Source organism: Streptomyces chrestomyceticus JCM 4735 (assembly GCF_003865135.1).
Classification (GTDB): Bacteria; Actinomycetota; Actinomycetes; order Streptomycetales; family Streptomycetaceae; genus Streptomyces; species Streptomyces chrestomyceticus.
This window is the reverse complement of record NZ_BHZC01000001.1, coordinates 8,949,282-8,971,600: the sequence shown is the minus strand read 5'-3', so window position 1 is coordinate 8,971,600 and position 22,319 is coordinate 8,949,282. Positions and strand designations below refer to the sequence as shown.

The 22,319-nt window shown below is 73.2% G+C and carries 19 protein-coding genes; 7 read left to right on the top strand and 12 right to left on the bottom strand.

Going from position 1 to position 22,319, the window contains the following annotated elements; translation table 11 throughout:
• Positions 1–10 precede the first annotated feature (10 nt).
• From EJG53_RS38775 to EJG53_RS38765, 3 genes are read right to left on the bottom strand one after another with little or no spacing between them, the layout of a single operon-like run.
• Positions 11–1,495 (bottom strand): alpha-amylase family protein, encoded by a 1,485-nt coding sequence (locus EJG53_RS38775; protein WP_125048810.1) that lies wholly within the window; start codon positions 1,493–1,495, stop codon positions 11–13.
• Positions 1,492–4,182 carry an MGH1-like glycoside hydrolase domain-containing protein gene (locus EJG53_RS38770; protein WP_125048809.1) on the bottom strand — a complete coding sequence of 897 codons (2,691 nt, stop codon included), beginning with the start codon at positions 4,180–4,182 and terminating at the stop codon, positions 1,492–1,494. The genes EJG53_RS38775 and EJG53_RS38770 overlap by 4 nt, the downstream gene beginning before the upstream one ends.
• Positions 4,179–5,630, bottom strand: a complete 1,452-nt coding sequence (locus tag EJG53_RS38765) for a hypothetical protein (protein ID WP_125048808.1) — start codon at positions 5,628–5,630, stop codon at positions 4,179–4,181. Before EJG53_RS38765 ends, EJG53_RS38770 begins: the two co-directional genes overlap by 4 nt.
• 180 nt (positions 5,631–5,810) lie before the next feature.
• On the opposite strand from EJG53_RS38765, the gene EJG53_RS38760 reads away from it, so the two are divergent.
• Both EJG53_RS38760 and EJG53_RS38755 read left to right on the top strand, forming a co-directional pair.
• Positions 5,811–6,296: a DUF1269 domain-containing protein gene (locus EJG53_RS38760; protein ID WP_031000224.1), complete on the top strand. Its 486-nt coding sequence runs from the start codon at positions 5,811–5,813 to the stop codon at positions 6,294–6,296.
• 124 nt (positions 6,297–6,420) lie between these two features.
• Positions 6,421–8,685 (top strand): LuxR C-terminal-related transcriptional regulator, encoded by a 2,265-nt coding sequence (locus EJG53_RS38755; RefSeq protein WP_125048807.1) that lies wholly within the window; start codon positions 6,421–6,423, stop codon positions 8,683–8,685.
• 25 nt (positions 8,686–8,710) lie between these two features.
• On the opposite strand, the gene EJG53_RS38750 is transcribed toward EJG53_RS38755, so the two are convergent.
• The gene (locus EJG53_RS38750; protein WP_244955521.1) at positions 8,711–9,193 is read right to left on the bottom strand and encodes a helix-turn-helix transcriptional regulator; all 483 of its coding nucleotides are present in this window, start codon (positions 9,191–9,193) and stop codon (positions 8,711–8,713) included.
• 70 nt (positions 9,194–9,263) lie between these two features.
• On the bottom strand, positions 9,264–9,557 hold the full coding sequence (locus EJG53_RS38745) for a hypothetical protein (protein WP_125048806.1): 294 nt from the start codon (positions 9,555–9,557) through the stop codon (positions 9,264–9,266).
• Positions 9,558–9,830: 273 nt separating this feature from the next.
• On the opposite strand from EJG53_RS38745, the gene EJG53_RS38740 reads away from it, so the two are divergent.
• On the top strand, positions 9,831–10,193 hold the full coding sequence (locus EJG53_RS38740) for a DUF7144 family membrane protein (protein WP_244955520.1): 363 nt from the start codon (positions 9,831–9,833) through the stop codon (positions 10,191–10,193).
• A gap of 18 nt (positions 10,194–10,211) precedes the next feature.
• Here the strand turns inward: EJG53_RS38740 and EJG53_RS38735 are convergent, their stop codons facing one another.
• Positions 10,212–11,546 (bottom strand): diacylglycerol/lipid kinase family protein, encoded by a 1,335-nt coding sequence (locus tag EJG53_RS38735; RefSeq protein WP_125048805.1) that lies wholly within the window; start codon positions 11,544–11,546, stop codon positions 10,212–10,214.
• 227 nt (positions 11,547–11,773) lie between these two features.
• Here EJG53_RS38735 and EJG53_RS38730 point away from each other — a divergent pair, with 227 nt between their 5' ends.
• Positions 11,774–13,180, top strand: a complete 1,407-nt coding sequence (locus tag EJG53_RS38730) for a DUF2252 domain-containing protein (protein ID WP_125048804.1) — start codon at positions 11,774–11,776, stop codon at positions 13,178–13,180.
• Here EJG53_RS38730 and EJG53_RS38725 read toward each other — a convergent pair.
• The 5 genes from EJG53_RS38725 to EJG53_RS38705 all read right to left on the bottom strand — a co-directional run bounded on the left by EJG53_RS38725 (position 13,172) and on the right by EJG53_RS38705 (position 16,573).
• Positions 13,172–13,978 (bottom strand): YhjD/YihY/BrkB family envelope integrity protein, encoded by an 807-nt coding sequence (locus tag EJG53_RS38725; RefSeq protein ID WP_125048803.1) that lies wholly within the window; start codon positions 13,976–13,978, stop codon positions 13,172–13,174. The genes EJG53_RS38730 and EJG53_RS38725 overlap by 9 nt on opposite strands.
• Positions 13,979–14,023: 45 nt before the next feature.
• Complete coding sequence (locus tag EJG53_RS38720) at positions 14,024–14,218, bottom strand: hypothetical protein (RefSeq protein WP_125048802.1); 195 nt, start codon at positions 14,216–14,218, stop codon at positions 14,024–14,026.
• On the bottom strand, positions 14,218–14,715 hold the full coding sequence (locus EJG53_RS38715; RefSeq protein ID WP_125048801.1) for a DUF2975 domain-containing protein: 498 nt from the start codon (positions 14,713–14,715) through the stop codon (positions 14,218–14,220). The genes EJG53_RS38720 and EJG53_RS38715 overlap by 1 nt, the downstream gene beginning before the upstream one ends.
• Before the next feature lie 31 nt (positions 14,716–14,746).
• Complete coding sequence (locus tag EJG53_RS38710; protein ID WP_125048800.1) at positions 14,747–15,493, bottom strand: hypothetical protein; 747 nt, start codon at positions 15,491–15,493, stop codon at positions 14,747–14,749.
• A 363-nt stretch (positions 15,494–15,856) separates the two neighbouring features.
• The gene (locus EJG53_RS38705; protein ID WP_125048799.1) at positions 15,857–16,573 is read right to left on the bottom strand and encodes a class I SAM-dependent methyltransferase; all 717 of its coding nucleotides are present in this window, start codon (positions 16,571–16,573) and stop codon (positions 15,857–15,859) included.
• A 268-nt stretch (positions 16,574–16,841) separates the two neighbouring features.
• Between EJG53_RS38705 and EJG53_RS38700 the strand changes: the two genes are divergently transcribed.
• Positions 16,842–17,636 (top strand): SDR family oxidoreductase, encoded by a 795-nt coding sequence (locus tag EJG53_RS38700; protein ID WP_244955519.1) that lies wholly within the window; start codon positions 16,842–16,844, stop codon positions 17,634–17,636.
• A gap of 85 nt (positions 17,637–17,721) precedes the next feature.
• Here EJG53_RS38700 and EJG53_RS38695 read toward each other — a convergent pair whose 3' ends face one another.
• The gene (locus tag EJG53_RS38695; protein WP_125049865.1) at positions 17,722–20,073 is read right to left on the bottom strand and encodes a HelD family protein; all 2,352 of its coding nucleotides are present in this window, start codon (positions 20,071–20,073) and stop codon (positions 17,722–17,724) included.
• Positions 20,074–20,340: 267 nt separating this feature from the next.
• Between EJG53_RS38695 and EJG53_RS38690 the strand changes: the two genes are divergently transcribed.
• Together EJG53_RS38690 and EJG53_RS38685 are read left to right on the top strand one after the other, a co-directional pair.
• Positions 20,341–20,970, top strand: a complete 630-nt coding sequence (locus EJG53_RS38690; RefSeq protein WP_125048798.1) for an ArsR/SmtB family transcription factor — start codon at positions 20,341–20,343, stop codon at positions 20,968–20,970.
• Positions 20,967–22,292: an MFS transporter gene (locus tag EJG53_RS38685; RefSeq protein WP_125048797.1), complete on the top strand. Its 1,326-nt coding sequence runs from the start codon at positions 20,967–20,969 to the stop codon at positions 22,290–22,292. Before EJG53_RS38690 ends, EJG53_RS38685 begins: the two co-directional genes overlap by 4 nt.
• The last annotated feature ends 27 nt before the right edge of the window (positions 22,293–22,319 follow it).

Genomic DNA, 22,319 nt, shown 5'->3' with positions numbered 1-22,319 from the left:
ACAGCCCCGTTCAGTCCCGGTCCCGGCCGACGGCCAGGACGTGCGTGCCCCAGGCGTCCAGACCGACGAACAGGCCGGGGCCGGTCAGCTCGGTCCCGGAGCGGGTGTACCGCTCGCCGTCCAGCAGCCCGGTCAGCACCCATGCGCCGGGGTCCAGCTCCGGCCACGGCAGCCGGACGCGTCCCTGGGCCGGCTGGTCCGAGAGGTTCAGCACCGTCAGGAAGCGTCCGGCGGGGCCTGTCCAGCACCAGGCGAGCAGGTTGGCGGCGGACGCGTTGTCGGGCCAGCCCGCGCACTCCAGGAGCTGCCAGCGGCCGGTCCGCATCCCGCTGCGGTGCACGCCGGCCAGCAGCCTCTCGTGGAAGGCCCGCAGCGCGGTGTCAGCGGGCTCGTCCGGGCGCCGGTCCAGGAAGACCGGCAGATGGGTGCGGCGCCCGGTGAACTGGCCTTCGTGCCACAGCGTCGCGCCCGGCAGCGTGGCGATCAGGACCGCCGCCGCGCGCTCCTTGGCCGGGTGCAGGGTCTCCGCGGCCCGGGGCTCGTCGTGGTTCTCCAGGAACCGTACGAGCTTGCGCTGGTACGTCTCGTCGGCCGTCAGGTGCTGCCGCACCGACTCGGGGCCCTCGTTCAGGACCCGGTCGTAGAGACGCTTGTCGTAGCAGAAGTCGAACCCCTGCTGCTGCAGGTCCCATTCGAGGTCCCAGTACGCCTCGGCGACGAACGTCATGCCGGGGTGCCGCTCCCGTACTCCGCCGATGACCGTGGGCCAGAAGTCGTCCGGTGGCGGGCTTCCCGCGCGCTGCCCCCAGGTGCGGGCGAAGATGTCGTTCATCAGCAGCATCGCCATGTCGCAGCGCACGCCGTCGCAGACCTGCCCGATGCGGCCGAGCACGTCCGTCGTCGCCCGGCGCACAGCCGGTTCAAAGGCGTTGAGCTGCACCACGTCCGGCCAGGGCGGGAAGAAGGGGTCACGGCCGCGGGCGAGGACCGCGGTCCCGGTGTCGAGGTAGGCGGCCGGATCGCGCCGTACCTCGTCGACGGTGCCCCGTACGAAGTACTCGGGGTGCTCGGTCACCCAGGGGCTGTCCGGGGCGACGTGGTTGGGGACGTAGTCGAGCAGCAGCCCGATGCCGCGGCTGTCGAGTTCGGCGCGCGCGGCGGCCAGCCCTTCGGCACCGCCGAGCGCCGCGTCGACCTCGTAGCGCCGGATGCAGTACGGCGAACCGGCGATGTCGCCCTCCTCGACGCCCGGTACGGCCCGGTCGAACGCGGTACGCAGGGACGGGTCCCACAGGGCGATGCCGCGGCCCCGCGGGCTGCGCTCCCACACCCCCATGAGCCAGACGGCGTCGATGCCGTGCGGGGTGATCTCGTCCCACGCGTCCTTGGGCACGTCGCCGAGCCCGGCCGGGCCGCCGGTGCGGCGCCCCACCTCGCGCAGCCACACCCGGGTGTTGACCTCGTACACGACGGGCTGTGCCGGCAGCTCGGTCATGGCCTCTCCTTCCGGGCCGGCTCCGCCAGGAAGTCGCCGGGCGTGAGCGTGCCGAAGATCTTCATCAGGGTGATCAGCAGGCCCGTCCAGCCGGTCTGGTGGGCCGCGCCGATCCCGGCGCCGTTGTCGCCGTGGAAGTACTCGTGGAAGAGGATCAGGTCGCGCCAGTGCGGGTCGTCGCGGAACTTCTCCTGCCCACCGTAGACCGGCCGCCGGCCGTCCTCACCGCGCAGGAAGATGCGGGTGAGCCGGCGGGAGATCTCCTCGGCGGCCTCGAACAGGGTCATCCGCACGCCCGAGCCGGTCGGGCACTCGACGGTGAACCCGTCGCCGTAGAAGCCGTACAGATTGAGCAGCCCGCGGACGACCAGGGCGTTCATCGGGAACCACACCGGGCCGCGCCAGTTGGAGTTGCCGCCGAACATGCCTGTGTCGGACTCGGCGGGCAGGTAGGACACCCGGTATTCCTCCCCGTGCACCCAGAAGGTGTACGGGTGCTCGGCGTGGTGGCGGGAGAGGGACCGGATGCCGTACGGGCCGAGGAACTCGTCCTCGGACAGGAGGTGGCCGAGGACCCGTACCAGCTTCTTCTCGTCCACGACGGACAGCAGCCGGGCCCCGCCGGTCTCCCCCGCCCCGGCCGACGCCAGGGTGACGGACAGGGAGGGGTGGCGGTCGGCGAAGCGGCGCAGCCGCTCGCCCAGGCCCGGTATCCGCTCGAGCTGCCGCGGGCGGAAGACGGTCGACGCGCACAGCGGCAGCAGTCCCACCATCGACCGGACCTTGAGCCGTACGGCCTGTCCGTCGGGCAGGCGCAGCACGTCGTAGTAGAACCCGTCCTCCTCGTCCCACAGGCCGTCCCCGAGGTCGCCGACGCGGTCCATGGAGCCGGCGATCCACAGGTAGTGCTCGACGAATTTCAGCACCAGTTCCTGGTAGGAGGGGTTGTGCTCGACCAGTTCCAGGGCGATCTGGAGCATGGACTGGCAGTACAGGGCCATCCAGGCGGTGCCGTCGGCCTGTTCGAGCCGGCCGCCGGTGGGCAGTGGCGCGCTGCGGTCGAAGACGCCGATGTTGTCCAGGCCGAGGAAGCCGCCCTGGAAGAGGTTGCGGCCCTCGGGGTCCTTGCGGTTGACCCACCAGGTGAAGTTCGTCAGGAGCTTGTGGAAGGTGCGCTCCAGGAACGCGGGGTCGGCGGTGCCGGTGGTGCGTTCCTCCATCAGGTGGACGAAGTACGCGGCCCAGGCGTGCACCGGCGGGTTGACGTCGCCGAAGTTCCACTCGTAGGCAGGGACCTGGCCGTTGGGGTGCAGGTAGGCGTCCTGGAGCAGCAGTTCGAGCTGCTGCTTCGCGAAGCGGCTGTCCACGGCCGACAGGGCCACGGCGTGGAACGCCAGGTCCCAGGCGGCGAACCACGGGTACTCCCACTTGTCGGGCATGGAGATGATGTCGTCGCTAACCATGTGGAACCACTCGCGGTTGCGGACGCCGGGCCGCGGCAGGCTCCACGGGTCCAGGCCGTGCTCGGACAGCCAGGTCTCCAGGTCGAAGCCGTAGTACTGCTTGGTCCACAGCATTCCGGCGACGGCCTGGCGCAGCACCCGGGCCTCGTCCTCACTGGCGCCGGGCGGGGCCAGTTCGCGGTAGAAGGCGTCGGCTTCGGTGATCCGCTCCCGGAACACGGTGTCGAAGCCGCCGGCCAGTGACAGGGAGGAGCCGGTGGGCGCGAGGCGCAGCCGCAGGGTCTCCTCGCCGCCGGCGGGGACGGTCAGGGTGTAGTGCGCGGCGGCCTTGGTGCCCTCCGCGGCCGGATTGACGGCCTCCTTCTCCCCGTCGACGACGGCGCGGCCGATGCCGTCCTTGACGTACGGCGAGGCGTTGGGCGTGCCGAACAGCCGCTCGTTGTCGCTCTCGTTCTCGGTGAACAGCAGCGGGACCGCTTCGGCGCAGCGCAGGTCGTAGCTGCCCAGCTCGGGGTGGACGGCCCGGACGGTCGCCGTCCGGCTCGGTCCGGCGGCCGCGGCCAGCCGTGGCGCGGCGACGGCGCCTCCGTACCAGGACCAGGTGTTGCGGAACCACAGGGTGGGCAGGACGTGCGCGGTCGCCTCGTCGGGGCCGCGGTTGGCGACGGTGATGCGGATCAGGATGTCGTCGTCGTCGGCCTTGGCGTACTCGACGGTGACGTCGAAGTACCGGTCGTCGTCGAAGACCCCGGTGTCGAGCAGCTCGTACTCGAACTCCTGGCGGGTGCGGGCCTGGTTGGTGGCCACCAGGTCGTGGTAGGGGAACTCGGCCTGCGGGTACTTGTACAGGTAGCGCATGTAGGAGTGGGTGGGCGTGCTGTCGAGGTAGAAGTAGTACTCCTTCACGTCCTCGCCGTGGTTGCCCTCCCCGTTGGTCAGGCCGAAGGCGCGCTCCTTGAGGATGGGGTCGCGCCCGTTCCACAGTGCGAGGGCGAAGCAGAGGCGCTGCTTCGCGTCGGAGATGCCGCCGAGGCCGTCCTCGCCCCAGCGGTAGGCCCGGGAGCGGGCGTGCTCGTGCGGGAAGTACGACCAGGCGTCACCGCCCGCGCTGTAGTCCTCGCGGACCGTGCCCCACTGGCGTTCGCTCAGGTAGGGACCCCACAACTGCCGGCGGTCGCCGTCGCCGGCCGGTCCGGATGCTTCCTCGTTTGCCTGCGTGTTCATGCCTGCCTCCCTGCCTCGCGGGCTCCCCCGGCACCAGGCTCGGCGGCCACCCCGGGGGCCGCCTCACCTGACCGGGGTGAGGAACTGTCGCGCAGCGCGAGCGTTACCGCGGCCTCGTACGCCGCCAGCACCACCGCGATGACGAAGAGGCTCGCCCAGGACGACAGCAGCAGGGCGACCAGGGCGGCGACGACCACGCCGGCGACCCGGAGCACGTCGGCGTGGTCGCGTACCCACGCGTGTGCTCCGCTCCCCGTGGACACCTTCCGACCGGCGCGCACGGCGAACCGGCCGGTGGCCCGAGCGCCCCGGGACGTCTGGTGGCGCAGGCCGACGGGCAGCCGTCCGGGGCCTACCAGGTACATCACGACGGCCAGGAGGACACCGAGCCACAGCAGCAGGTCGCCTCGGTCACGCAGCGTCGTGAAGACCGTCCACAGCGCGTTCCGCACCCCGTCCCGGTAGACGCCGGACGGCACCTGGGCGAGGAGCTGGTCCCGTACCGCCCGCAGGACGGCGGAGAGCGCGGTGACGCTGACCACCAGCCACAGGCCCAACTGGAGCAGGGTGCGCCGGCGGTTCGGGGAGACCCACAGGGCGAGGCCGAGCAGGAGCGGCACGGCGAGCACCAGGCCCACCAGCCCGCGCTTGCACAGCACCACGGCCTGCTGCACCTGCCCCAGCGTCTCGCGGTCGTAGAGCTTGATCTGCGCGAAGTCGGCGGGCAGGGACACACCGAGTGCCTTCCCGATCCGGTCGCGCAGCCCGGGCGGGACCTCTCCGGACGACAGGGTGGGCAGGTCGAGCCGCTTGCCGAACAGGGTGGGGAGCCGGTCCTCCAGGGCGTTGAGGAGGTTGTTGACCAGCGGCAGCAGATTGAGGGTGACCGTGTCGCCCTGCACCCGCACGCCCTCGCTGCGCCCCTCCAGCACGGCGGTGATCCGGTCGTGCGCGAAGCGGTTGGCGGAGCGCCACAGGTCCTGGAACTGTTCCGTGCCGAGCAGCTTGGTGACGGTGTCGCGCAGGTAGCCGTGCACCGCGCCGGTGACCGGTCCCGCGACGAACGACGCCCGGGGCGGCAGCGCCTCGGACAGCCGCCGCTCGACGTCCAACTGGTCGAAGATCTCGTCCGTCAGGTAGGCGGAGACGGCCTTTTTCACGGCCGGGTCCTCGGGCAGCCGTCCCACCGTGGCCACCCAGCGGTCCGTGTCGAGCGCGGTGCGCGCGCCCCACACCCCGACGACCGAGGTGACCGTGAGGACGGCCACCAGCGCGATCGCCACCGCCGCGACGAGGCGCCGGAGGGCCAGCAGCCTGGCCCGCCGCCGCTCCCGCGTTCCGGCGCGGGCCCGCAGCTCCCGGACCTCCGCCCGCAGCCGCTCCAGTTCGCCGGCGGGCGCGGAGCCCGCGCCGGCCGGGCCGTCGTCCGCCGTTCCCTCGTGGGTCATGGCACCGCACCTCCGCCGCCCACCGTCCCGGAGCCCGTGCCGCCGGGCCCTCACCTGTCGTGGGTGACGCGGCGGACGGCGGGCTCCGGCTGGATGGTGGCGGCCCCGGCGCACGGACCGGCCGGCGGCTGTCCCGTCCCACATCAGGCCGGACGACCGGCCGTTCACCAGGAGGCAACGATGGCCGATCTCGTCGTACTCGGGTTCTCGGACCGGGAGAAGGCGGACGCGGTGCTGCGGCTCGCCAAGGACCTGTCCCACCAGGAACTGCTCGACCTGGAGGACGCGGCCCTGGCCTGGCGCACCATGGACGGCAAGATCCATGTCCGGCAGTCCTACAACCCCACCGCGAGCGGTGCGGCCGGCGGCGCCCTGTGGGGCACCCTGCTCGGGATGCTGTTCCTGATGCCGGTGTTCGGCGCCGCGGTGGGCGCGGCCACCGGCGCGGTCGCCGGCAAGCTCAGCGACGTGGGCATCAACGACGCCTTCGTCAAGGAGATCGCGGGCACCCTGGAGCCGGGCAGCGCCGCGGTGTTCGCCCTGGTGCGCCGCTCCACGCCGGACCGGGTGCGCGAGGCGCTGCGCCCCTTCTCCCCGCACGTGCTCCGTACGTCGCTGACGAAGGACCGCGAGGAAGAGCTGATCGCGGCGCTGCACTCCGTCTGAGTGTGGCGTCCGGGCGGCAAACCTCACCCGGGTGAAACGGCGTCCGTCGCGCTGCCCGTACCGCCGGGCCCGTCCCACACTTGCCTGAGCAGCACCCTCCCGCTCCGAGAGCGAGGTGCCGCCCATGGACACGGGTCCGAGGGAGCAGCGCGACGGGCCCCCGGCCACCGTGCCCGCGCTGCCTCGGTGGCTGGTCCCCAGACCTCGGCTGACGGACCGGCTCTCCTGGGGCACCTGCGGGCCGCTGACCGTGATCGTCGGCCCGGTGGGCGCCGGGAAGACGGCGCTCGCCGTGGAGTGGGCGCACACCGGCCGGCCGCCGGGCCCGGTGGCCTGGGTGACCTGTGACGGCCGGGACGAGCAGCCGGACATGTTCTGGTCACGGGTGGCCGGCGCGCTGCACGCGGTCGGCGCGGACGTACCGCCGTTCGTGGCGGCCGACGGCGGCCCGCCGTCCGTGGCCGGCCCGGTGTCCGGGCCGGCCGCACGGCGTGCCCCGGTGGTCCTCGTCCTGGACGACTTCCGTACGGAGCCCGGCTCGCCGACCGCCGAGGGCATACTGGGGCTGCTGAAGCAGTCGGCTCCCGCGCTGCGCCTGGTGGTGCTCGCGCGCCGCGACCCGCCGCTGCATCTGCACCGGTTCCGGCTGTCCGGCGAACTCACCGAGCTGCGCACCCGCGATCTCGCGTTCGACGACCGGGAGACGGCCGCGCTGCTCGCCCAGCACGGCGTCGAGCTGGCCAAGCCGGTGGTGGGCGCCCTGCGGGAACGTGCGGACGGGTGGGCGGCCGGCCTGCGCCTGGCCGCCATGTCCATGGAGAAGCAGCCCTCCCCGGAGAAGTTCGTGGCGCAGTTCGCCGGGGACGACGAGGCGGTGGTCAGCTACCTCGTGGAGGAAGTCCTGGACGTACAGCCCCCGGGAATGCGGCGGTTGCTGCTGACGACGAGCGTCCTGGAGCAGATGAACGCCGAACTGGCCACCGAACTCGCCGGCGAGGAGGCGGGCAGCCACTTCGCGGCACTGGTACGGGAGAACTCCTTCCTCCAGCCCACCGGGCACGGCTGGTACCGCTGCCACCGGATGTTCGCCGACGTGCTGCGGATGCGCCTGCGGCACGAGACGCCGGCGCTGGTGCCCGAACTGCACCGCCGGGCCGCCGCCTGGCTGGGCGACCACGGGCTGCTCGCCGACGCGGTACGGCACTGGTCGGCGGCCGGCGACCACCGGCGCGCCGACCGGCTGATCGTCCACCGGCTGGCGATCGGCCAGATCCTGGGGCTGACCGGGGACCGCCTGCCGGACGACCTGGTCCGCCGGCCCGAGGCCGGGGCGGCGGACGGGCCCGAGTCCACGCTCGTCACCGCCGCCGCGGCCCTGGCCCAGGGCGACGAACGGGTCTGCGCGGACTCGCTGGCCGGCGCCGGACGGCTCGTCGGGGAACTGCCCGCGGACCAGGAGGACCGCATCACCCGCTGCCGACTGACGCACGCCGTGATCCGCATGGCCCGGGACCGCTCCCGGGCTCCGGAGGCCGCCCGGTCCGCGGCGGCCGAGACGGAGTCGTTGTGCCCACGGCTGACGCGGGCGACGCTGGCCGCGCACCCGGAGATCCCGGCGCTCGCCCTGGCGATCCGCGGGCACGGCCAGTTGCGCGACGGCAGCCTGCGGGCCGCCTCGGTCTCCCTGACCGCCGGCCTCAAAGCCGCGTGCGCCGCCGGGAACGGCGTACTGCGCCGGGACTGTCTCGTCGATCTCGCCCTGCTGGAGACGTTGCGCGGCCGCTTCCGCGCCGCCGGCGAATTCGTCACCCACGCCTGTCAGCCGCCCCTGCCGACCTGGACCCCGACGGACCGCTCCCGGTCCTCGCTGCACGTCGTACGCGCCTGGACCGGCCTCGCGCGCGGCGAACCCGCGCAGGCCCGCCGGGAGATCGGGCACGCGCGTGCCGTACTGCGCCACGCACCCGACCCGTTCGTCACGGAGATCTGCTCCCTGGTGGCGGGGCTCACCGAGGCGGCGGAGCAGGGCGGGCCGTCCGCCGCCCGCATCGGCGACGTCCTGGCCGGCTGCCGGCTGCCCGCGGAACTGCTGCGGACGATGGAGCCGGGGTGTACCGCCGTGCTCGGCCCGCCCGGCGGTCCGCGTACCCGCGTCCTGGCCCGGCCCGAGCCGCCCCTCGTGGCTCCGCACCCGGTCGAGCGGCTCAGCACGCGGGAGCGGGAGGTGCTCGGCCGCCTCGCGCAGATGATGACCACCGAGGAGATCGCCGCGGACCTGTACCTGTCGGTCAACACCGTCAAGACGCATCTGAAGAGCGTCTACCGCAAGCTCGCGGTGACCCGGCGGTCGGCGGCGGTGCGGCGGGCCCGTGAACTGGACTTGCTGTGACGCCTCCCGATCTGCCGGCTACGGCTTACTGGATGAGCCCTCGCTCCCGGGCCCGGTGCAGCGCCTCGGTCCGGGAGTGGGCGCCGAGTTTGCGGTACACCGCGCGCGCGTGAGTCTTTACGGTGTTGTGCGACACGAAGAGATCCTCGGCGATGCAGCGCAGCGACACCTCCTCCCGCAGCGCGCGCAGCACGGTCAGTTCACGCGCCGTCAGCGGCTCGGGCAGCGCCACCGGGGGCCGGGCGCCCCGGTCCGGCCGGGGCGTCGAGGCCAGCACGGCCGCCGCCTCGTCCACCAGCGCCGCCGCGCTCCGCTGATCGTCCAGCCCTTCCCCGATCTCCACGAGGAGGTCGGCCAGCCACACCAGGCAGGCCGTCACGGCCCGGTCCGCCGTCCCGGCGTCCTGGCCCAGGTCCCGTAATCGTCCGCGCAGGGCAGCCGCCCGGCCGCCGTCTCCCGGCCCGGCAGTCCTGCGGACTCTTCGCGCGGTACGGAGCGTGGCGGGCATGCCCTCACCTCCCGGCGGCAGGCGGTACCCACCCAGCGTCGCGTGGCACCCGGCGGTGCCGGAAGAGGGCTTACGGCCCTTCGGCGCGCGTGTCCGGCCCGCCGGCCCCGGCCGTTCCGGGCAGCCGGCGCACCTCCAGCAGCTCCAGTCCCAGTGCCTGGATACGGTCGAGGATGCCGTACAGCGCGGCCTGGTCGAGCTCCGCCCCGTACAGCACCGTCTCGGCCGGACGCAGCCGGACCGTCAGCTCGCCGAAGGCAGAGGTGAGGGAAGCACCGACCCTGCCTCGGACCCGGATCTCGAAAGCACCGCCGCCGGACGGCACGCCCGCTCGTTCGGGCCCCGCACCCGCCTGTGCGCCCATGGAGTCACCTCCGCTGCGGCGGCTTGGCCTCCCTGCCATTCTCGCCGGTCCGCGCGGGACGGCCTCACCTCGGGAGGGTGACGGCGCGCCGGTGTCCGCCCGGTCTCATCCGCCGCGGGTGATCCGGGTGCGGGGCCGCTCGGGCATGCTCCGGCCCACCGAGGAGGAGGTCCCCATGACTGAGCAGACTTCGGCAGAGCAGAGCCGGCCGGGCACACCGGCCCAGGAACCCCGGATCCGCCCGGTCGCGCTGGGCGGCGTCGTGTTCGCCGTGTGCATCCTGGCCGTCATCGGGCCTACCACGCGATCGCGGGACTCGCCGCGATCATCGACCACAACTTCTACCGGGCCCAGCAGAACTACGCGTACGACTTCAGCATCAACGGGTGGGGCTGGCTCCAGTTGCTCTCCGGCATCATCGTCTTCGCGGCCGCGTTCAACCTCTTCAAGGGCCGCACCTGGGCGCGTGCCGTCGGCATCGGGGTCGCGGTGTTCAGCGCGCTGGAGAACTTCTTCTTCACGCCGTACTACCCCGTGTGGTCGGCGATCATCATCGCGCTCGACGTCCTGGTCATCTGGTCCCTGGCCACGTACGGCCACCGGGAGGCGCACAAGGTCTACAACGCGCCGCTGTAGTCCTGTTCAGCCGGTAGCTCAGCGCGGCAGCGTTTCGCGCGAGTTCCGCGCCGGCCCCCGTCCCAGCCCCAGCCTCGCGAGCAGGCGCCAGTCCAGCGGCGGCCGGGCCAGGCGCACGCCCGGCCGCCGCCGGGGCACGACCACCCGCAGGGCCAGCGGCCGGATGTCGCAGTGCACCGGTACGCGCAGCCGCAGCGCCTCTCCGTCGACGCCGACCGCGATCCGCTCCTGATCGGCGTCGACGACGACGTGCGTGGCCGTCACCCGCGTCAGACCGGCGGCCCACCTCCCCCGTACCAGGCCGGCGGCGTGTGCGGCGCCGCTCACCTCGACGCCGACGCAGCCCAGCACGCCGCCGTCCAGGCGCGCCCGGCGCCCCAGCCCCGCGATGTCGCCCGTGCCGTACGGGTTGTTGCTCACCAGCAGAGCCTGCGGCCCGCGGAAGGTGTGCTCCCCGGCCTGTGCGGTGAGCCGGCCGCCCCGGTGGCCCACGAGCAGGTCGGGCAGCAGGTCCAGCGTGGTCCGGGTCTTGCCGTCGCGGTACGCGGGGCTCTGCACCACCTCGGCGTAGGCGCCGAACGACACGTTGTTGACGAAGGGCCGGCCCGCGGCCCGGCCGAGGTCGACACGGAGTTCCACGCCGTCGTGCAGGGCGTCCAGGGCCTTCGACGGGTCCTCCCGGTCCAGGCCCAGGTCCAGCGCGAAGTGGTTGCGCGTACCGGCCGGGATCACCAGGAAGGGCAGGTCGAGAGCGGCCGCGACATCGGCGACCAGGGCCTGTGTGCCGTCCCCGCCCGCGACGCCGAGCAGGTCGGCGCCCCCGGCCGCCGCCTTGCGGGCGAGCTCGGCCACGTCGGTCTCCCCCGGCCCTTCCAGGAGCAGCACCTCCGCCCCCAGGGCCGCGGCCTTCTCGCCCAGCCCGAACCGGTCCACCTTGCCGCCGCCCGAGCGCGGATTCATGATCAGTACGGGGTGGCGGGTCTCCGGCGCCGGCCGTTCGGGCATCGGGACCGGCCTGGTGTGCAGGACGAGGGCGGCCCGGCCCGCGCCGACGGCGGCCAGCCACAGCCCCACGGACAGGGCGGCGACCCAGGCCAGGTGGGCGCCGGTGTACTCCAGGAGGACCCAGGCCGGAGCGGCCAGGGCCAGCAGGAAGGCGAGGACGCGCAGAACGCCTCGCCGGCTCAGGGTCCACCAGACCGCGGCGGCGGTGACCGCCAGCCCGAGGAGTCCGACGCCCACCAGGGCGAAGGTGCGCACCCCCGCGAACACGCCCAGTACCAGCACCGCCGCCACGGCGGCCGCCAGGGACGCGCGCGCCAGCCACCGCTGTTTCCGCATGGTCGCTTCCATGCCGCCACCGTGCGCCGGCCCGGCCGTACGGGCATCACCCGGGCCAGGGGACCCGCACCGGCCGGGCCGGACAACCGTCGGACCAACACCGCCCCAACCACCACGAACCTCCCCCCTGCCCCACCCCCTCCCCGTCCCCTCTCCCCCCGCCTCACACCGCCGGGGTGATGACGAACCGGCCGCGCGGGCCGACATTCGTGCCTCGTGTCCGGCAGGAAGGAGGCGCCATGCCCGGCGCCGAGCGCACTTACGCCACCGCCCAGGAACGGGCCGCCCGCGGCCGCGCGGCCCGCACCCGCGTACCGCGGTCCGGCCACGCGGAGTTCACTCCCGCGCCGGACCGGCCGGACCCGGTCGCCGTGATCGAGCGGCAGTCGGCGAGCAGGCTCCCGGAACTGGTGCCGATCCGGTACGGACGGATGCTGGAATCCCCGTTCCGCTTCTTCCGCGGAGCCGCCGCCGTCATGGCGGGCGACCTGGCGGGCACACCGTCCACCGGACTGCGGGCCCAACTGTGCGGCGACGCGCACATGCTGAACTTCCGGCTGCTCGCCTCCCCGGAGCGGCACCTGATGTTCGATGTCAACGACTTCGACGAGACGCTGCCGGGCCCTTGGGAGTGGGACGTCAAACGGCTGTCGGCCAGCCTCGTCATCGCCGGCCGCGCCAACGGTTTCAGCGAGCCGGAGCGGGCCCGCGTGGTCCGGGAGGCGGTACGCGCGTACCGCGAGGCGATGGGCGAGTACGCCGCGATGCGCCACCTCGACGTGTGGTACACGCGTATCGACGCGGACGAGCTGTACGGCGCGCTGGCCGGGGAGCTGGACCAGCAGGCTCAGCGGCGGATCTCCCGTGCCCTCACCAAGGCCCGGACCCGCGACCACCTCCAGGCCCTGGAGCGGCTGGTGCACGTCGTCGACGGCGAGCTGCGGATCACTCCCGACCCGCCCCTCGTCGTACCGCTCGGCGACCTCCTCCCCGATGTCGAACGCGCGCATCTGGAGGGGCAGTTACGGGACCTGGTCGACCGCTACGCGAGGACCCTGCAAGCCGACCGCCAGGCACTCCTCGCGCAGTACCGCGTGGTCGACATGGCCCGCAAGGTGGTCGGGGTCGGCAGCGTGGGCACCCGCTGCTGGGTCCTGCTGCTGCTCGGACGGGACGACAAGGACCCCCTCTTCCTCCAGGCCAAGGAGGCGCAGGAATCGGTACTCGCGCCGTTCGCGGGCCCGGCCCCCGGCGCGAACCAAGGGGAACGGGTCGTCACCGGGCAGCGGTTGATGCAGGCGGCCGGCGACATGTTCCTGGGCTGGGAACGCGTCGAGGGACTGGACGGGCGGCAGCGCGACTTCTACCTGCGCCAACTGCGCGACTGGAAGGCCGTCCCCCGCGCCGACACGATGTCGCCCGGCATCATGCGGCTCTTCGGCCGGCTGTGCGGTACGACCCTGGCCCGCGCCCACGCCCGGTCCGGCGACCGCATCGCCATCGCCGCCTACCTGGGCCGCTCCGACACCTTCGACCGCGCGCTGGCACGGTTCGCCGAGCGCTACGCCGACCAGAACGAACGCGACCACCGGGCGTTGGCCGAGGCCGCGCGCGACGGCCGGGTGGCGGTGGCGAAGTCAGTCTGACGGGACGTCCGGCAGCCTCAGCCGGCGCCGGACGGCCTCGGTGCGGGCGAGCACCTGTCCGACGGCGATGCCGAGCACGACGGTGGCGAAGAAGAGGATCAGCCAGGACAGCAGCGTGAAGACGGTGCCGAGCGGCCCGTACCGCTCGACGCTCCGGGTCAGCGTCCGCGGCAGCCAGAGCCCCGAGAGCAGGGAGAACGTCACCACTCCCGCACCGGTCAGCAACGCCCCCGGCAGCAGCGGCATCCAGGGCAGCCGCCCGGCGAGCAGCAGATGCTGGGTCCACCACCACATCAGCACGGAGCACACGAGTTGCAAGGACACGCCGAGAACGGGCCCCGCGCCGAAGGCACGATGGATCATCCCCTGGAACACCAGCATCACCACCCAGACCACGAGCCACAACGCCCAGCGCCACGCCACGATCCGCGCCCCCGAATGCGGCAGGCGCCAGGACCGTTCGCACACCCGCTGGAGCACCCGGGTGAAGGCCGTGGCGGACACCAGGGCGACCAGCACACCGACCGCGCCCCAACTGTGCGACACCTGCTCCCGGTACCCGTAAGCCGCCTCGACCTGACCGCGCAGCGGGTTGTCCGCCCCGAACACGGAACGCAGCGAACTCAGCAGCTCCTGCCGTACCGCATGCGGGCAGAAGGACGAGACGGCGATGAGCATCGGCAACGCGGCCAGAAACGCCTGCGCCGCCAGCCGGGTGGCGAGATCCAGCACATTGACCCGCACCACCTGCCGCACGACCCGCCCCACCAGCGGCCGGACACCACAGAGTCGCACCATGCCACCGCCCCCTCCCGCAACAGTCCCTCCCCGGCCCACCCAGCCTCACAGCCACCCGCCCGCGGGGAGTCGCCCGTGGAGGGTGGCGCGGCGCCAGGTGTGGCCGTCCGCCGCGTCCTCGTCCGGCACCCACCGCAGTACGGCGATGTGGGCGGGCGTGATGCCCACGGTGTCGGCGAATCCGCCGACGGGCAGGTCGCGTTGGGCGAGCTGGACGTCGAGGCCGACGATGATCGCCATCAGACCACTGCGGCCATCTCCGTCTGCAGGTCGGCCGCCTTGCGCAGCAGGCTCCGCATGACGACGACGAGCATGGCGAACGCCGCTCCCACGCCGACGGCCACGGTCGCGGCGGCCAGCGCGCCGACGACGTCCATGCCGTCGTCGGGCGAGGGGATCTCGGCGAGTCCCAGATGCACGGTGACGCCTGCCGCCAGCAGCGTCGCCGCGACCGAGGCGCCGATGATGGTGTCGACCCAGCGGAAGGCCCGCGAGGTGAAGATGGCGTCACGCTCGACCATGGTCAGCAGCATCCAGACGGCGACGAGCGCCACTTGCACACAGGCGACACCGGCGATCGCCACCAGCACGTAGGGCGTGGCGAACGCGGCGTACGGCGGGAAGCGGTCGACCTCTTCGGCTGCCGTCGAGGGGATGACCACGGCCTGACCGAAGAGGCCGAACAGGACGGCTGCGGCGATGCCCGCACGGAGTATGGCGATGAAGTAACGGTGCATTTATCGATTATCGATGTGCACCTGTCGAAAATCAATCAATGACGCCGTCGTCCAGCAGGACGGCCGGCGGCCGCTTCCCGTCCCGGGCCGTGGCCCGCAGCGTCTCGGCGATCCGGGAGTAGAGAACGCTCGCCAGCGCCCAGGTGCCGTCCAGATGGCTGGCGTCGCGGGTACGGCGCAAGGCGGTCAGCGCGCCGATGACGGAGCGGCCGGACAGCATGGCCCGTACCCGGCCGTCGCCCTCGTCCGTCAGCTCGTACGCGAAGCAGAAGTGCTCTTCGCCGGCGGCGCAGGCGGCGAGGAACTCCCACACCTCCCGGTGACAGATCAGGGCGACCGGCCCGGCCTGAGCCGCCTTCAGGAGCAGCACGCCGTGATCGACGTCCTCCTGCGTCTCATGGCGGCCAGGGGCGGCGTCGATCTTCTCGATGAAGGCGTTCTCCGTGTCCGCGCCCACGTCCGCCGCTTCCTCGTCCTCGTCCGTGAGAGGGGGGAAGGGGGGCTCTTGGCCGGTGTCGGCCAGGTCCGGGTCAGGCCACTCGGGCTGCGTGGCCTCAGCGGGGTCCGCGCTGTCGGCCCGCCCCGCGCTGTCGGCGAATTCCGTGGCTTCGGGCGGCTCCGTACTCCCGAGCGGCTCCACTCCCACGGCGGCCAACTGCCGTACGTCGGCGACCTCCTGCCGCAGCAGCGCCACCTCGCACCGCACGTCGTCCAGACGCCGGCTCAGCCCCGCGACCCCCTTGGAGAGTGCCTTGCGGGCCATGAGCAGAGCCGTCATGAAGTCCTTGTTGCGCCCCACCGGTACCCCCGTACTGCACGTGTTCGGAAGGTGTAGGCGGGGAGTCTGCCCGGCCTGCCCGTGCGTCGACGCATCCGGGGCGCGGCCGGTACGCGGCTGCTGCGCACCCGGCCGAAAAGGCACGGTCGGAGCGTCAACTACGCGCCATTCGGCCGTGCTTGCGAGCGAACGGCGTACACGCGGACGAGATCGCGGGGCGCCCGGGACGACTGACCCCCGAACGGGAAGGGGACCCGACGGGGGTCAGCCGGACGGCGGCACTCAGGCGTCGTCGCGCAGAGCGATGGCTTCATATTAGCCGCGCGGTGCGTCAAACAGGCTCGCTGGTAGCGGAGTTCACGGTCAGCGGCCGAGGACCATCCACTGGGCCGGCAGGTCGATGCGTACACCGTCCGCGCGGTGTTCGGTCATCACCAGGTCGATCTCGCCGCGGTCCAGCACCGGCAGGCCCAGGTCGCGGAAGAAGCCGGGGACGGCGGCGTCCTCCGCGGCGGCGGGGGTCAGGCCGTGCGCGAAGATGCTGGCCAGCTTCGGGGGCGGGCCGTCGGCACCCTGGGCCGCGTGGGCCAGGACGTCCTTGGCGCCGGCCAGCAGTTCGACGACGAAGGCGCGTCCTCGGTCGCCGATCAGGGTGGCGACCGCGGCGGCGATCGCGGGGCGGGCGTCGGGTTCGCTCTGGTGGATCACCGCGCGCAGGTAGACGTTGACGTCGCCGAGGCGCTGGTGCAGCCGCCGGACGGCGTCCTGGTCGGTGGCGTCCAACTGCTCGAACCGGGCAGTGCCCTCGGTGTCGGCCCGCCGTGCGTGGGCGACGGCGGCCTCGGCGAGGTCCACACCGACGGCCAGCGGGAAGTGCCGGGCCAGGTAGCGGGTCTGGGTGCCGGTGCCGCAGCCCAGGTCGACGACGGGGAGTGCGGCGTCGGCGAAGGGGGCCAGCAGCGGCAGGTGGTGTCCGGCGGCCAGTTCGGCGGCGCAGTCGAAGATGGCCGCGCCCGGCGCGTCCGAGGTGTCGCGCCAGTAGCTCTCCCACGCCTCGCGGTACCGCTCCGACACGTCCATGCGCCCTCCCGGGTCCGGGGATACGTTCTTGTCTCCGGATATCTCCGGCGCTCCGGGACGACAAGCACCGCACATCCGTTCCTGTCCGATCCGGATCAGGAGTCACCGTACGCCGTGGCGAGGGTGGGTGCGGGGCACCCGGGCACGGTCCGTCCTGGTGGCCTTGTGCGCTGCGGGCCAGCCTCTTGAGGGCGGACGAACGAGCCGCAGGCGAACGCACCGCAGGCATCGAGCCTCGGAACAGCACCTTCGAAAGGCAGTACACGGCATGAACGCGAAGACCTCCGCGCCCACGAGCCCCGCCCCGGCCCCCGGCACCGGCGGCCCGGAGGGCGCGGACGGCAAGGTCGTCCTGATCACCGGCGCGAGCAGCGGCATCGGCGAGGCCACCGCGCGGCGGCTGGCCGCCGACGGGCACCACGTCTTCCTCGGCGCCCGCCGCACCGACCGGCTGGCGGAGCTGACCGGGCGGCTCGGCGACGGGGGCGGCTCGGCGGCGTACCGGCGTCTGGACGTCACCGACGCCGCCGACGTACGGTCCTTCGTCGACGCGGCGCGGGCCACGTTCGGGCGGGTGGACGTCCTGGTCAACAACGCGGGCGTGATGCCGCTGTCGCCCCTGGAGGCGTTGCGGACCGAGGAGTGGGACCGGATGCTCGACGTGAACGTCCGCGGTGTGGTGCACGGGATCGCCGCCGCGCTGCCCGTGATGCGGGCGCAGGGCGGCGGGCACTTCGTCAACATCGCCTCGGTCGGCGCGTACGAGGTGTCGCCGACCGCCGCGGTCTACTGCGCCACGAAGTTCGCGGTGCGCGCCCTGTCCGAGGGGCTGCGCCAGGAGTCCGGGGGTGACATCCGGGTCACCGTCGTCTCCCCCGGCGTCACCGAGTCCGAACTCGCGGACGGCATCGGCGATCCGCTGGCCCGGGAGGCGATGCGGACCTACCGCGCGGTGGCCCTGCCCGCCGCCGCGGTCGCGGACGCCATCGCCTTCGCGATCGGCCAACCTACGGACGTCGACGTGAACGAACTGGTCGTACGGCCGGCGGCGAGCGCCCAGTAGCGCTCCGGCGGTGCGGTCGCCGCCGGACCGTCAGGCGCGGTACGGGGGCGCCGCCCCGGGTGTGCGGCGCCCCCGTACCGTACGGTCAACGGCCCGACCCTGCCGCCTCGGGCTCCGTGGCCGCATCCGCCAGGGACCGCAGCGCCGTCGGCAGCGTCCCGGTGTGCACCACGCCCAGCCGCTGGGTCGCCCTGGTGAGGGCGACGTACAGGTCGCTGGTCCCGAACCCGGCCGGTTCGACCACGAGCACGGTGTCGAACTCCAGGCCCTTGGCCTGCCGGGGGTCGAGCAGCACGACCGGACGGGTCAGGTCGAGGTCCGCGCCGGTGGACACGTCCGGCAGGGCGGCGGAGAGCGCGGCGGCCAGGGCCGGGTGGTGGGCCTTCGGGGCGATGACCGCGAGCCGGCCCTCCCCCGGACCGCCGTCGCCGCTCTCCCCCGCCTCCGCCGGGCGAGACCGGGAGCCGCCGGCCGTCTCCCGTACGACCGCGTCGGCGACCGCCCGCGGCAGGTCGTCGGCGGCGGCGCCGAGGGCCCAGGGCCGTACGCCGGTGGAGCGGATGGAACGCGGCGGCTCGAAGGAGGCGTCCACGGCGCGGGGCACCTCGGCCGCGATCTCCATGATCTCGCTGGGGGTGCGGTAGTTGACGCCCAGCCGGACCAGTTCCCAGCGGTCGGCCACGTACGGGGCGAGGATCGACTCCCAGCTACCGCAGCCGCCCGGTTCCGCGGTCTGCGCCGGGTCGCCGACCAGCGTCATGGAGCGGGTCGGGCAGCGGCGCATCAGCAGCCGCCACATCATCGCGGACAGCTCCTGCGCCTCGTCCACGATGATGTGGCCGAAGGCCCAGGTGCGGTCGGCGGCGGCCCGTTCGGCGGCGCTGCGGTGGTCGGCCTCCTCGTGCCGGTCCGCGAGCCGGTCCGCGTCGATGAGGTCGTGCGCGGCCAGCACCTCGGAGTCCTCGTCGTCCTTGTCCTCGAACTCCTGGGTACGGGAGCCGTAGGAGAGGTCGAGCACGCCCTGGGCGTACTTGATCCGCTCCTGGCGTTCCGCCTCCTGGGCGGCGCGGGCCGCGGAGTCGTCCTCGCCGAGGAGTTCGGCGGCCTCGTCCAGCAGCGGGATGTCCGCGGGCGTCCAGGCGTCCTCCTCCGGCCAGGGGCCGTGGTGGCTGTTGGTCCGGCGGATGGCGTCCGCGTCGGCGTCCGGGAGGTGGACGGGGTCGGCGAGGAAGTCGGCGACCAGTTGCTGCGGGGTGAGTTCGGGCCACAGCTCCTGGATGGCGGCGTGCACGTCGGGGCTGACGGCGACCGCCTTGCCGAGCTGGGCGACGTCGTCCGGGCCGAGGAGGTTGGGCCCGCCGTACGGGTCGGCGCCGATCCGGTCGGCCAGTTGCGCGGTGAGCGCGTCGATGACGTGGAAGGCGAAGTACGGGCGGGCGAGGTTGTGCGGCAGCCGGGTGGTGCGCGCGTGTTCCCGGGCGGCGGCCGCGATGTCCGCATCCAGCACCAGTTCGCCGTCCTCGTGGTCGATGACCAGGGCGGGGTCGGGCAGGGCCTGCCGGTCGCGGACGAACCGTGCCAGCGCGTCCGCCATGGCGGCACCGCCCTTGACCTCGGCGGCCCGCGCGGTGTCGGTGCCGGTCGCGGTCACACCGGGGAACAGTTCGGCGGGTGTGGCGAGCAGGACGCCCGTCTCGCCGAGCGAGGGCAGCACCTCCTCGATGTAGCCGAGGAAGGCCGGGTTGGGGCCGACGATCAGCACGGCGCGGCGGGCGAGCTGCTCGCGGTGCGCGTACAGCAGGTACGCGGCGCGGTGCAGGGCGACGGCGGTCTTGCCGGTGCCGGGGCCGCCTTCCACGACCATGACGCCGTGGTGCGGGGCGCGGATGATCCGGTCCTGTTCGGCCTGGATGGTCTGCACGATGTCGTGCATCCGGCCGGTGCGGGCGGCGTCGAGGGCGGCGAGCAGCACGGCGTCCGCGTCGGAGCCCTCGTGGCCGGTGCGTTCGGCGTCGGTGAGGTCCAGGATCTCGTCGTGCAGGGCGGTGACCCGCCGGCCCTGGGTGGTGATGTGGCGCCGGCGGCGCAGGCCCATGGGGGTGTGGCCGGTGGCGAGGTAGAAGGGGCGGGCGACGTCGGCCCGCCAGTCGATGACCATCGGCGTACGGTCGGCGTCGTCGCGGCGGATGCCGATCCGGCCGATGTGGTGGTCGGCGCCGTCACGGAACGCGAGGCGGCCGAAGCACAGGCCGTTCTCCCCCGCGTCGAGGGCGGCCAGCAGCCCGGACTGTTCGGCGACCGTCACATCGCGTTCCAGCCGTGCCTGGAAGTTGTTCCCCTCCAGCGGCAGCGCGCGCTGGACGGCGGACTCGGCCCCGGCCCGCAGTTCGGCGAGGCGTCCGTAGAGCAGGTCGGTGAATTCCTGCTCCTGCCGCAATTCCTCGTTTGACAATTCAGCTCCGCTCCGATACCGTGTTCTCTAGTGGCAAGTCATGTATTGAAGAATTACCAAGACATGCAAACGCCTAATATACGCAGAGATTCACCCCGGCCGTCAATACGGACCGGGGTTTTTGTATGGGCGCGACACCCCGCGCGGCCGTACGGCGCGCACCCCGCAGCGCTCTGAGGACCCGTCCCAAAACATGCAGAGAGTTCTCTGCAACCTCTGTGCAGAGGACTCTCTGCAACCTATGCTGCTGCCATGTCCGCCCAGCCCGAACCCGCCCCGGAGCACGGCGCCGCCACCGGCCCCGCGCACTCCCGCCCCGCCCGCCGCCTGGACGCCCGCAGTCTGCGCGGGCTCGCCCACCCGCTGCGGATGCGTATCTTCGAACTGCTCACCCTCGACGGCCCGGCCACCTCCGCCCGGCTCTCCGAACGCCTCGGGGAGAACACCGGCACCGTGAGCTGGCACCTGCGCCACCTCGCCGAACACGGCTTCATCGAGGAGGAGACCGGACGCGGTACCAAACGCGAACGCTGGTGGAAACGGGTCGATGTCACCAACGATCCGCATACCGCCGACTTCCACGACGATCCCGATTCCCGGGGCGCCCTCTCCGTCTATCTGCATGAACTCGTGCAGCAGTACTTCAACCGGGTCACGGACTATGTCGCCGAGGACTGGGACCAGACCTGGCGGCAGGCGGGCACCGTCGCGGACTGGCACGATCTGCGGCTGTCCCCCGCACAGCTCAAGGCGCTGAACGCCGAACTGTTCGAGGTCGTCGCGCGCCACACCCCCGCCCCGGACGCCGAGGCCGCGCCGGACGCGCTCCCCGTCGTCGTACAGCTCCAGTCCTTCCCGCGCAGAGAGCGGGGCGACGCGTGAAGCGGAGCACCGAGCGGCGCGGCGGTCTGCTGCGGCGCCATCGCGACTTCCGGCTGCTGTGGTGCGGCGAGACCGCCGGCAAGTTCGGCGCCTCGGTGACCGGGGTGGCGATGCCGCTGGTCGCCGTGTCCGTCCTGCACGCCGGGGCCTTCGAGGTGGGGATGCTGAGCGCCGCCGCCTGGCTGCCGTGGCTGGTCATCGGCCTGCCGGTGGGCGCCTGGGTGGACCGGCTGCGGCGCCGGCCGGTCATGATGACCGCCGCCGCGGTCTCCTGCGTGCTGTTCGCCGGTGTCCCGGTGGCCGCGTGGTGCGGATTGCTGAGTACGGGCCTGCTGCTGGCCGTCGCCCTTCTGACGGGTACGGCGACGGTGTTCTTCCAGACCGCCTACACCGCCTACCTGCCCAGCATCCTGGCCCCCGAGGACCAGGCCGAGGGCAATGCCAAGCTGCACGGCAGCGCGTCCGCCGCGCAGGTCGCCGGGCAGGGCTCCGGCGGCCTGATCACGCAGGCGGCGGGGGCGGTGAACGGGATGTTCGCCCAAGCCGCGACCTTCCTCGTCGCGCTGCTGTGCCTGTCGGGCATCCGGCACCGCGAGCCCCGTGCCGAGCGGACGGAGCGGCGCCCGGGAGCGCTCGCCGGAGAGGTCGGCGAAGGGCTGCGGCTGATCGCCGGTGATCCCTGGCTCCGTACGCTGACCCTGTTCGGCGCCGCCTCCAACCTGGCCCTGATGGGGTACCAGGCCGTCCTGGTGATCTTCCTCGTGCAGACCGTGGGCCTGTCCCCCGCGGTGGTCGGCGGTCTGGTCGCGGCGACCGGGGCCGGGGGCGTGGTGGGCGCCTTCCTCGCCCGCCGGGCCGCCGTGCGGGTGGGGACGGCCCGCGCGACGCTGCTGTTCGAGTTCGGTCTGGCGCTGTTCGCGCTGCTGATCCCGCTGACCACGGACGGCGCCGGGGTCGTGTTCTTCATCGCGGGCGGCTGCTGCGTCTCGGCCGGAGTGGTGGCCGGGAACGTGATCAAGGCGGGGTTCCAGCAGCGGTACTGCCCGCCGCGGCTGCTCGGCCGGGTCACCGCCGGTTCGACCTTCCTGGGGTACGGCACGATTCCGCTCGGCGCGCTGCTCGGCGGCGCGCTCGGCTCGGCGCTCGGCCTGCGCGCGGCCATCTGGATCACCACCGCGGGGATTCCGCTGGCCGCCGTGTTCCTGCTCTTCTCGCCGCTCCGGCGGGTCCGTGACCTGCCGACGTCCCGTCAGGAGTTGCGGGCCGAGGACGGCGGGTTGTCGGCCGCGGGCGAGGGGGAGCCGGCGCTGCCCCGGTCGTGACGTACGGGGTGATGCGCCCGCTCCGTA

Bases quoted from the DNA above. Each gene is read 5' to 3' on its own strand.
- EJG53_RS38775 (WP_125048810.1), bottom strand. From the start codon at position 1,495: ATGACCGAGCTGCCGGCACAGCCCGTCGTGTACGAGGTCAACACCCGG.
- EJG53_RS38770 (WP_125048809.1), bottom strand. From the start codon at position 4,182: ATGAACACGCAGGCAAACGAGGAAGCATCCGGACCGGCCGGCGACGGC.
- EJG53_RS38765 (WP_125048808.1), bottom strand. From the start codon at position 5,630: ATGACCCACGAGGGAACGGCGGACGACGGCCCGGCCGGCGCGGGCTCC.
- EJG53_RS38760 (WP_031000224.1), top strand. From the start codon at position 5,811: ATGGCCGATCTCGTCGTACTCGGGTTCTCGGACCGGGAGAAGGCGGAC.
- EJG53_RS38755 (WP_125048807.1), top strand. From the start codon at position 6,421: ATGGACACGGGTCCGAGGGAGCAGCGCGACGGGCCCCCGGCCACCGTG.
- EJG53_RS38750 (WP_244955521.1), bottom strand. From the start codon at position 9,193: ATGCCCGCCACGCTCCGTACCGCGCGAAGAGTCCGCAGGACTGCCGGG.
- EJG53_RS38745 (WP_125048806.1), bottom strand. From the start codon at position 9,557: ATGGGCGCACAGGCGGGTGCGGGGCCCGAACGAGCGGGCGTGCCGTCC.
- EJG53_RS38735 (WP_125048805.1), bottom strand. From the start codon at position 11,546: ATGGAAGCGACCATGCGGAAACAGCGGTGGCTGGCGCGCGCGTCCCTG.
- EJG53_RS38730 (WP_125048804.1), top strand. From the start codon at position 11,774: ATGCCCGGCGCCGAGCGCACTTACGCCACCGCCCAGGAACGGGCCGCC.
- EJG53_RS38725 (WP_125048803.1), bottom strand. From the start codon at position 13,978: ATGGTGCGACTCTGTGGTGTCCGGCCGCTGGTGGGGCGGGTCGTGCGG.
- EJG53_RS38720 (WP_125048802.1), bottom strand. From the start codon at position 14,218: ATGGCGATCATCGTCGGCCTCGACGTCCAGCTCGCCCAACGCGACCTG.
- EJG53_RS38715 (WP_125048801.1), bottom strand. From the start codon at position 14,715: ATGCACCGTTACTTCATCGCCATACTCCGTGCGGGCATCGCCGCAGCC.
- EJG53_RS38710 (WP_125048800.1), bottom strand. From the start codon at position 15,493: ATGACGGCTCTGCTCATGGCCCGCAAGGCACTCTCCAAGGGGGTCGCG.
- EJG53_RS38705 (WP_125048799.1), bottom strand. From the start codon at position 16,573: ATGGACGTGTCGGAGCGGTACCGCGAGGCGTGGGAGAGCTACTGGCGC.
- EJG53_RS38700 (WP_244955519.1), top strand. From the start codon at position 16,842: ATGAACGCGAAGACCTCCGCGCCCACGAGCCCCGCCCCGGCCCCCGGC.
- EJG53_RS38690 (WP_125048798.1), top strand. From the start codon at position 20,341: ATGTCCGCCCAGCCCGAACCCGCCCCGGAGCACGGCGCCGCCACCGGC.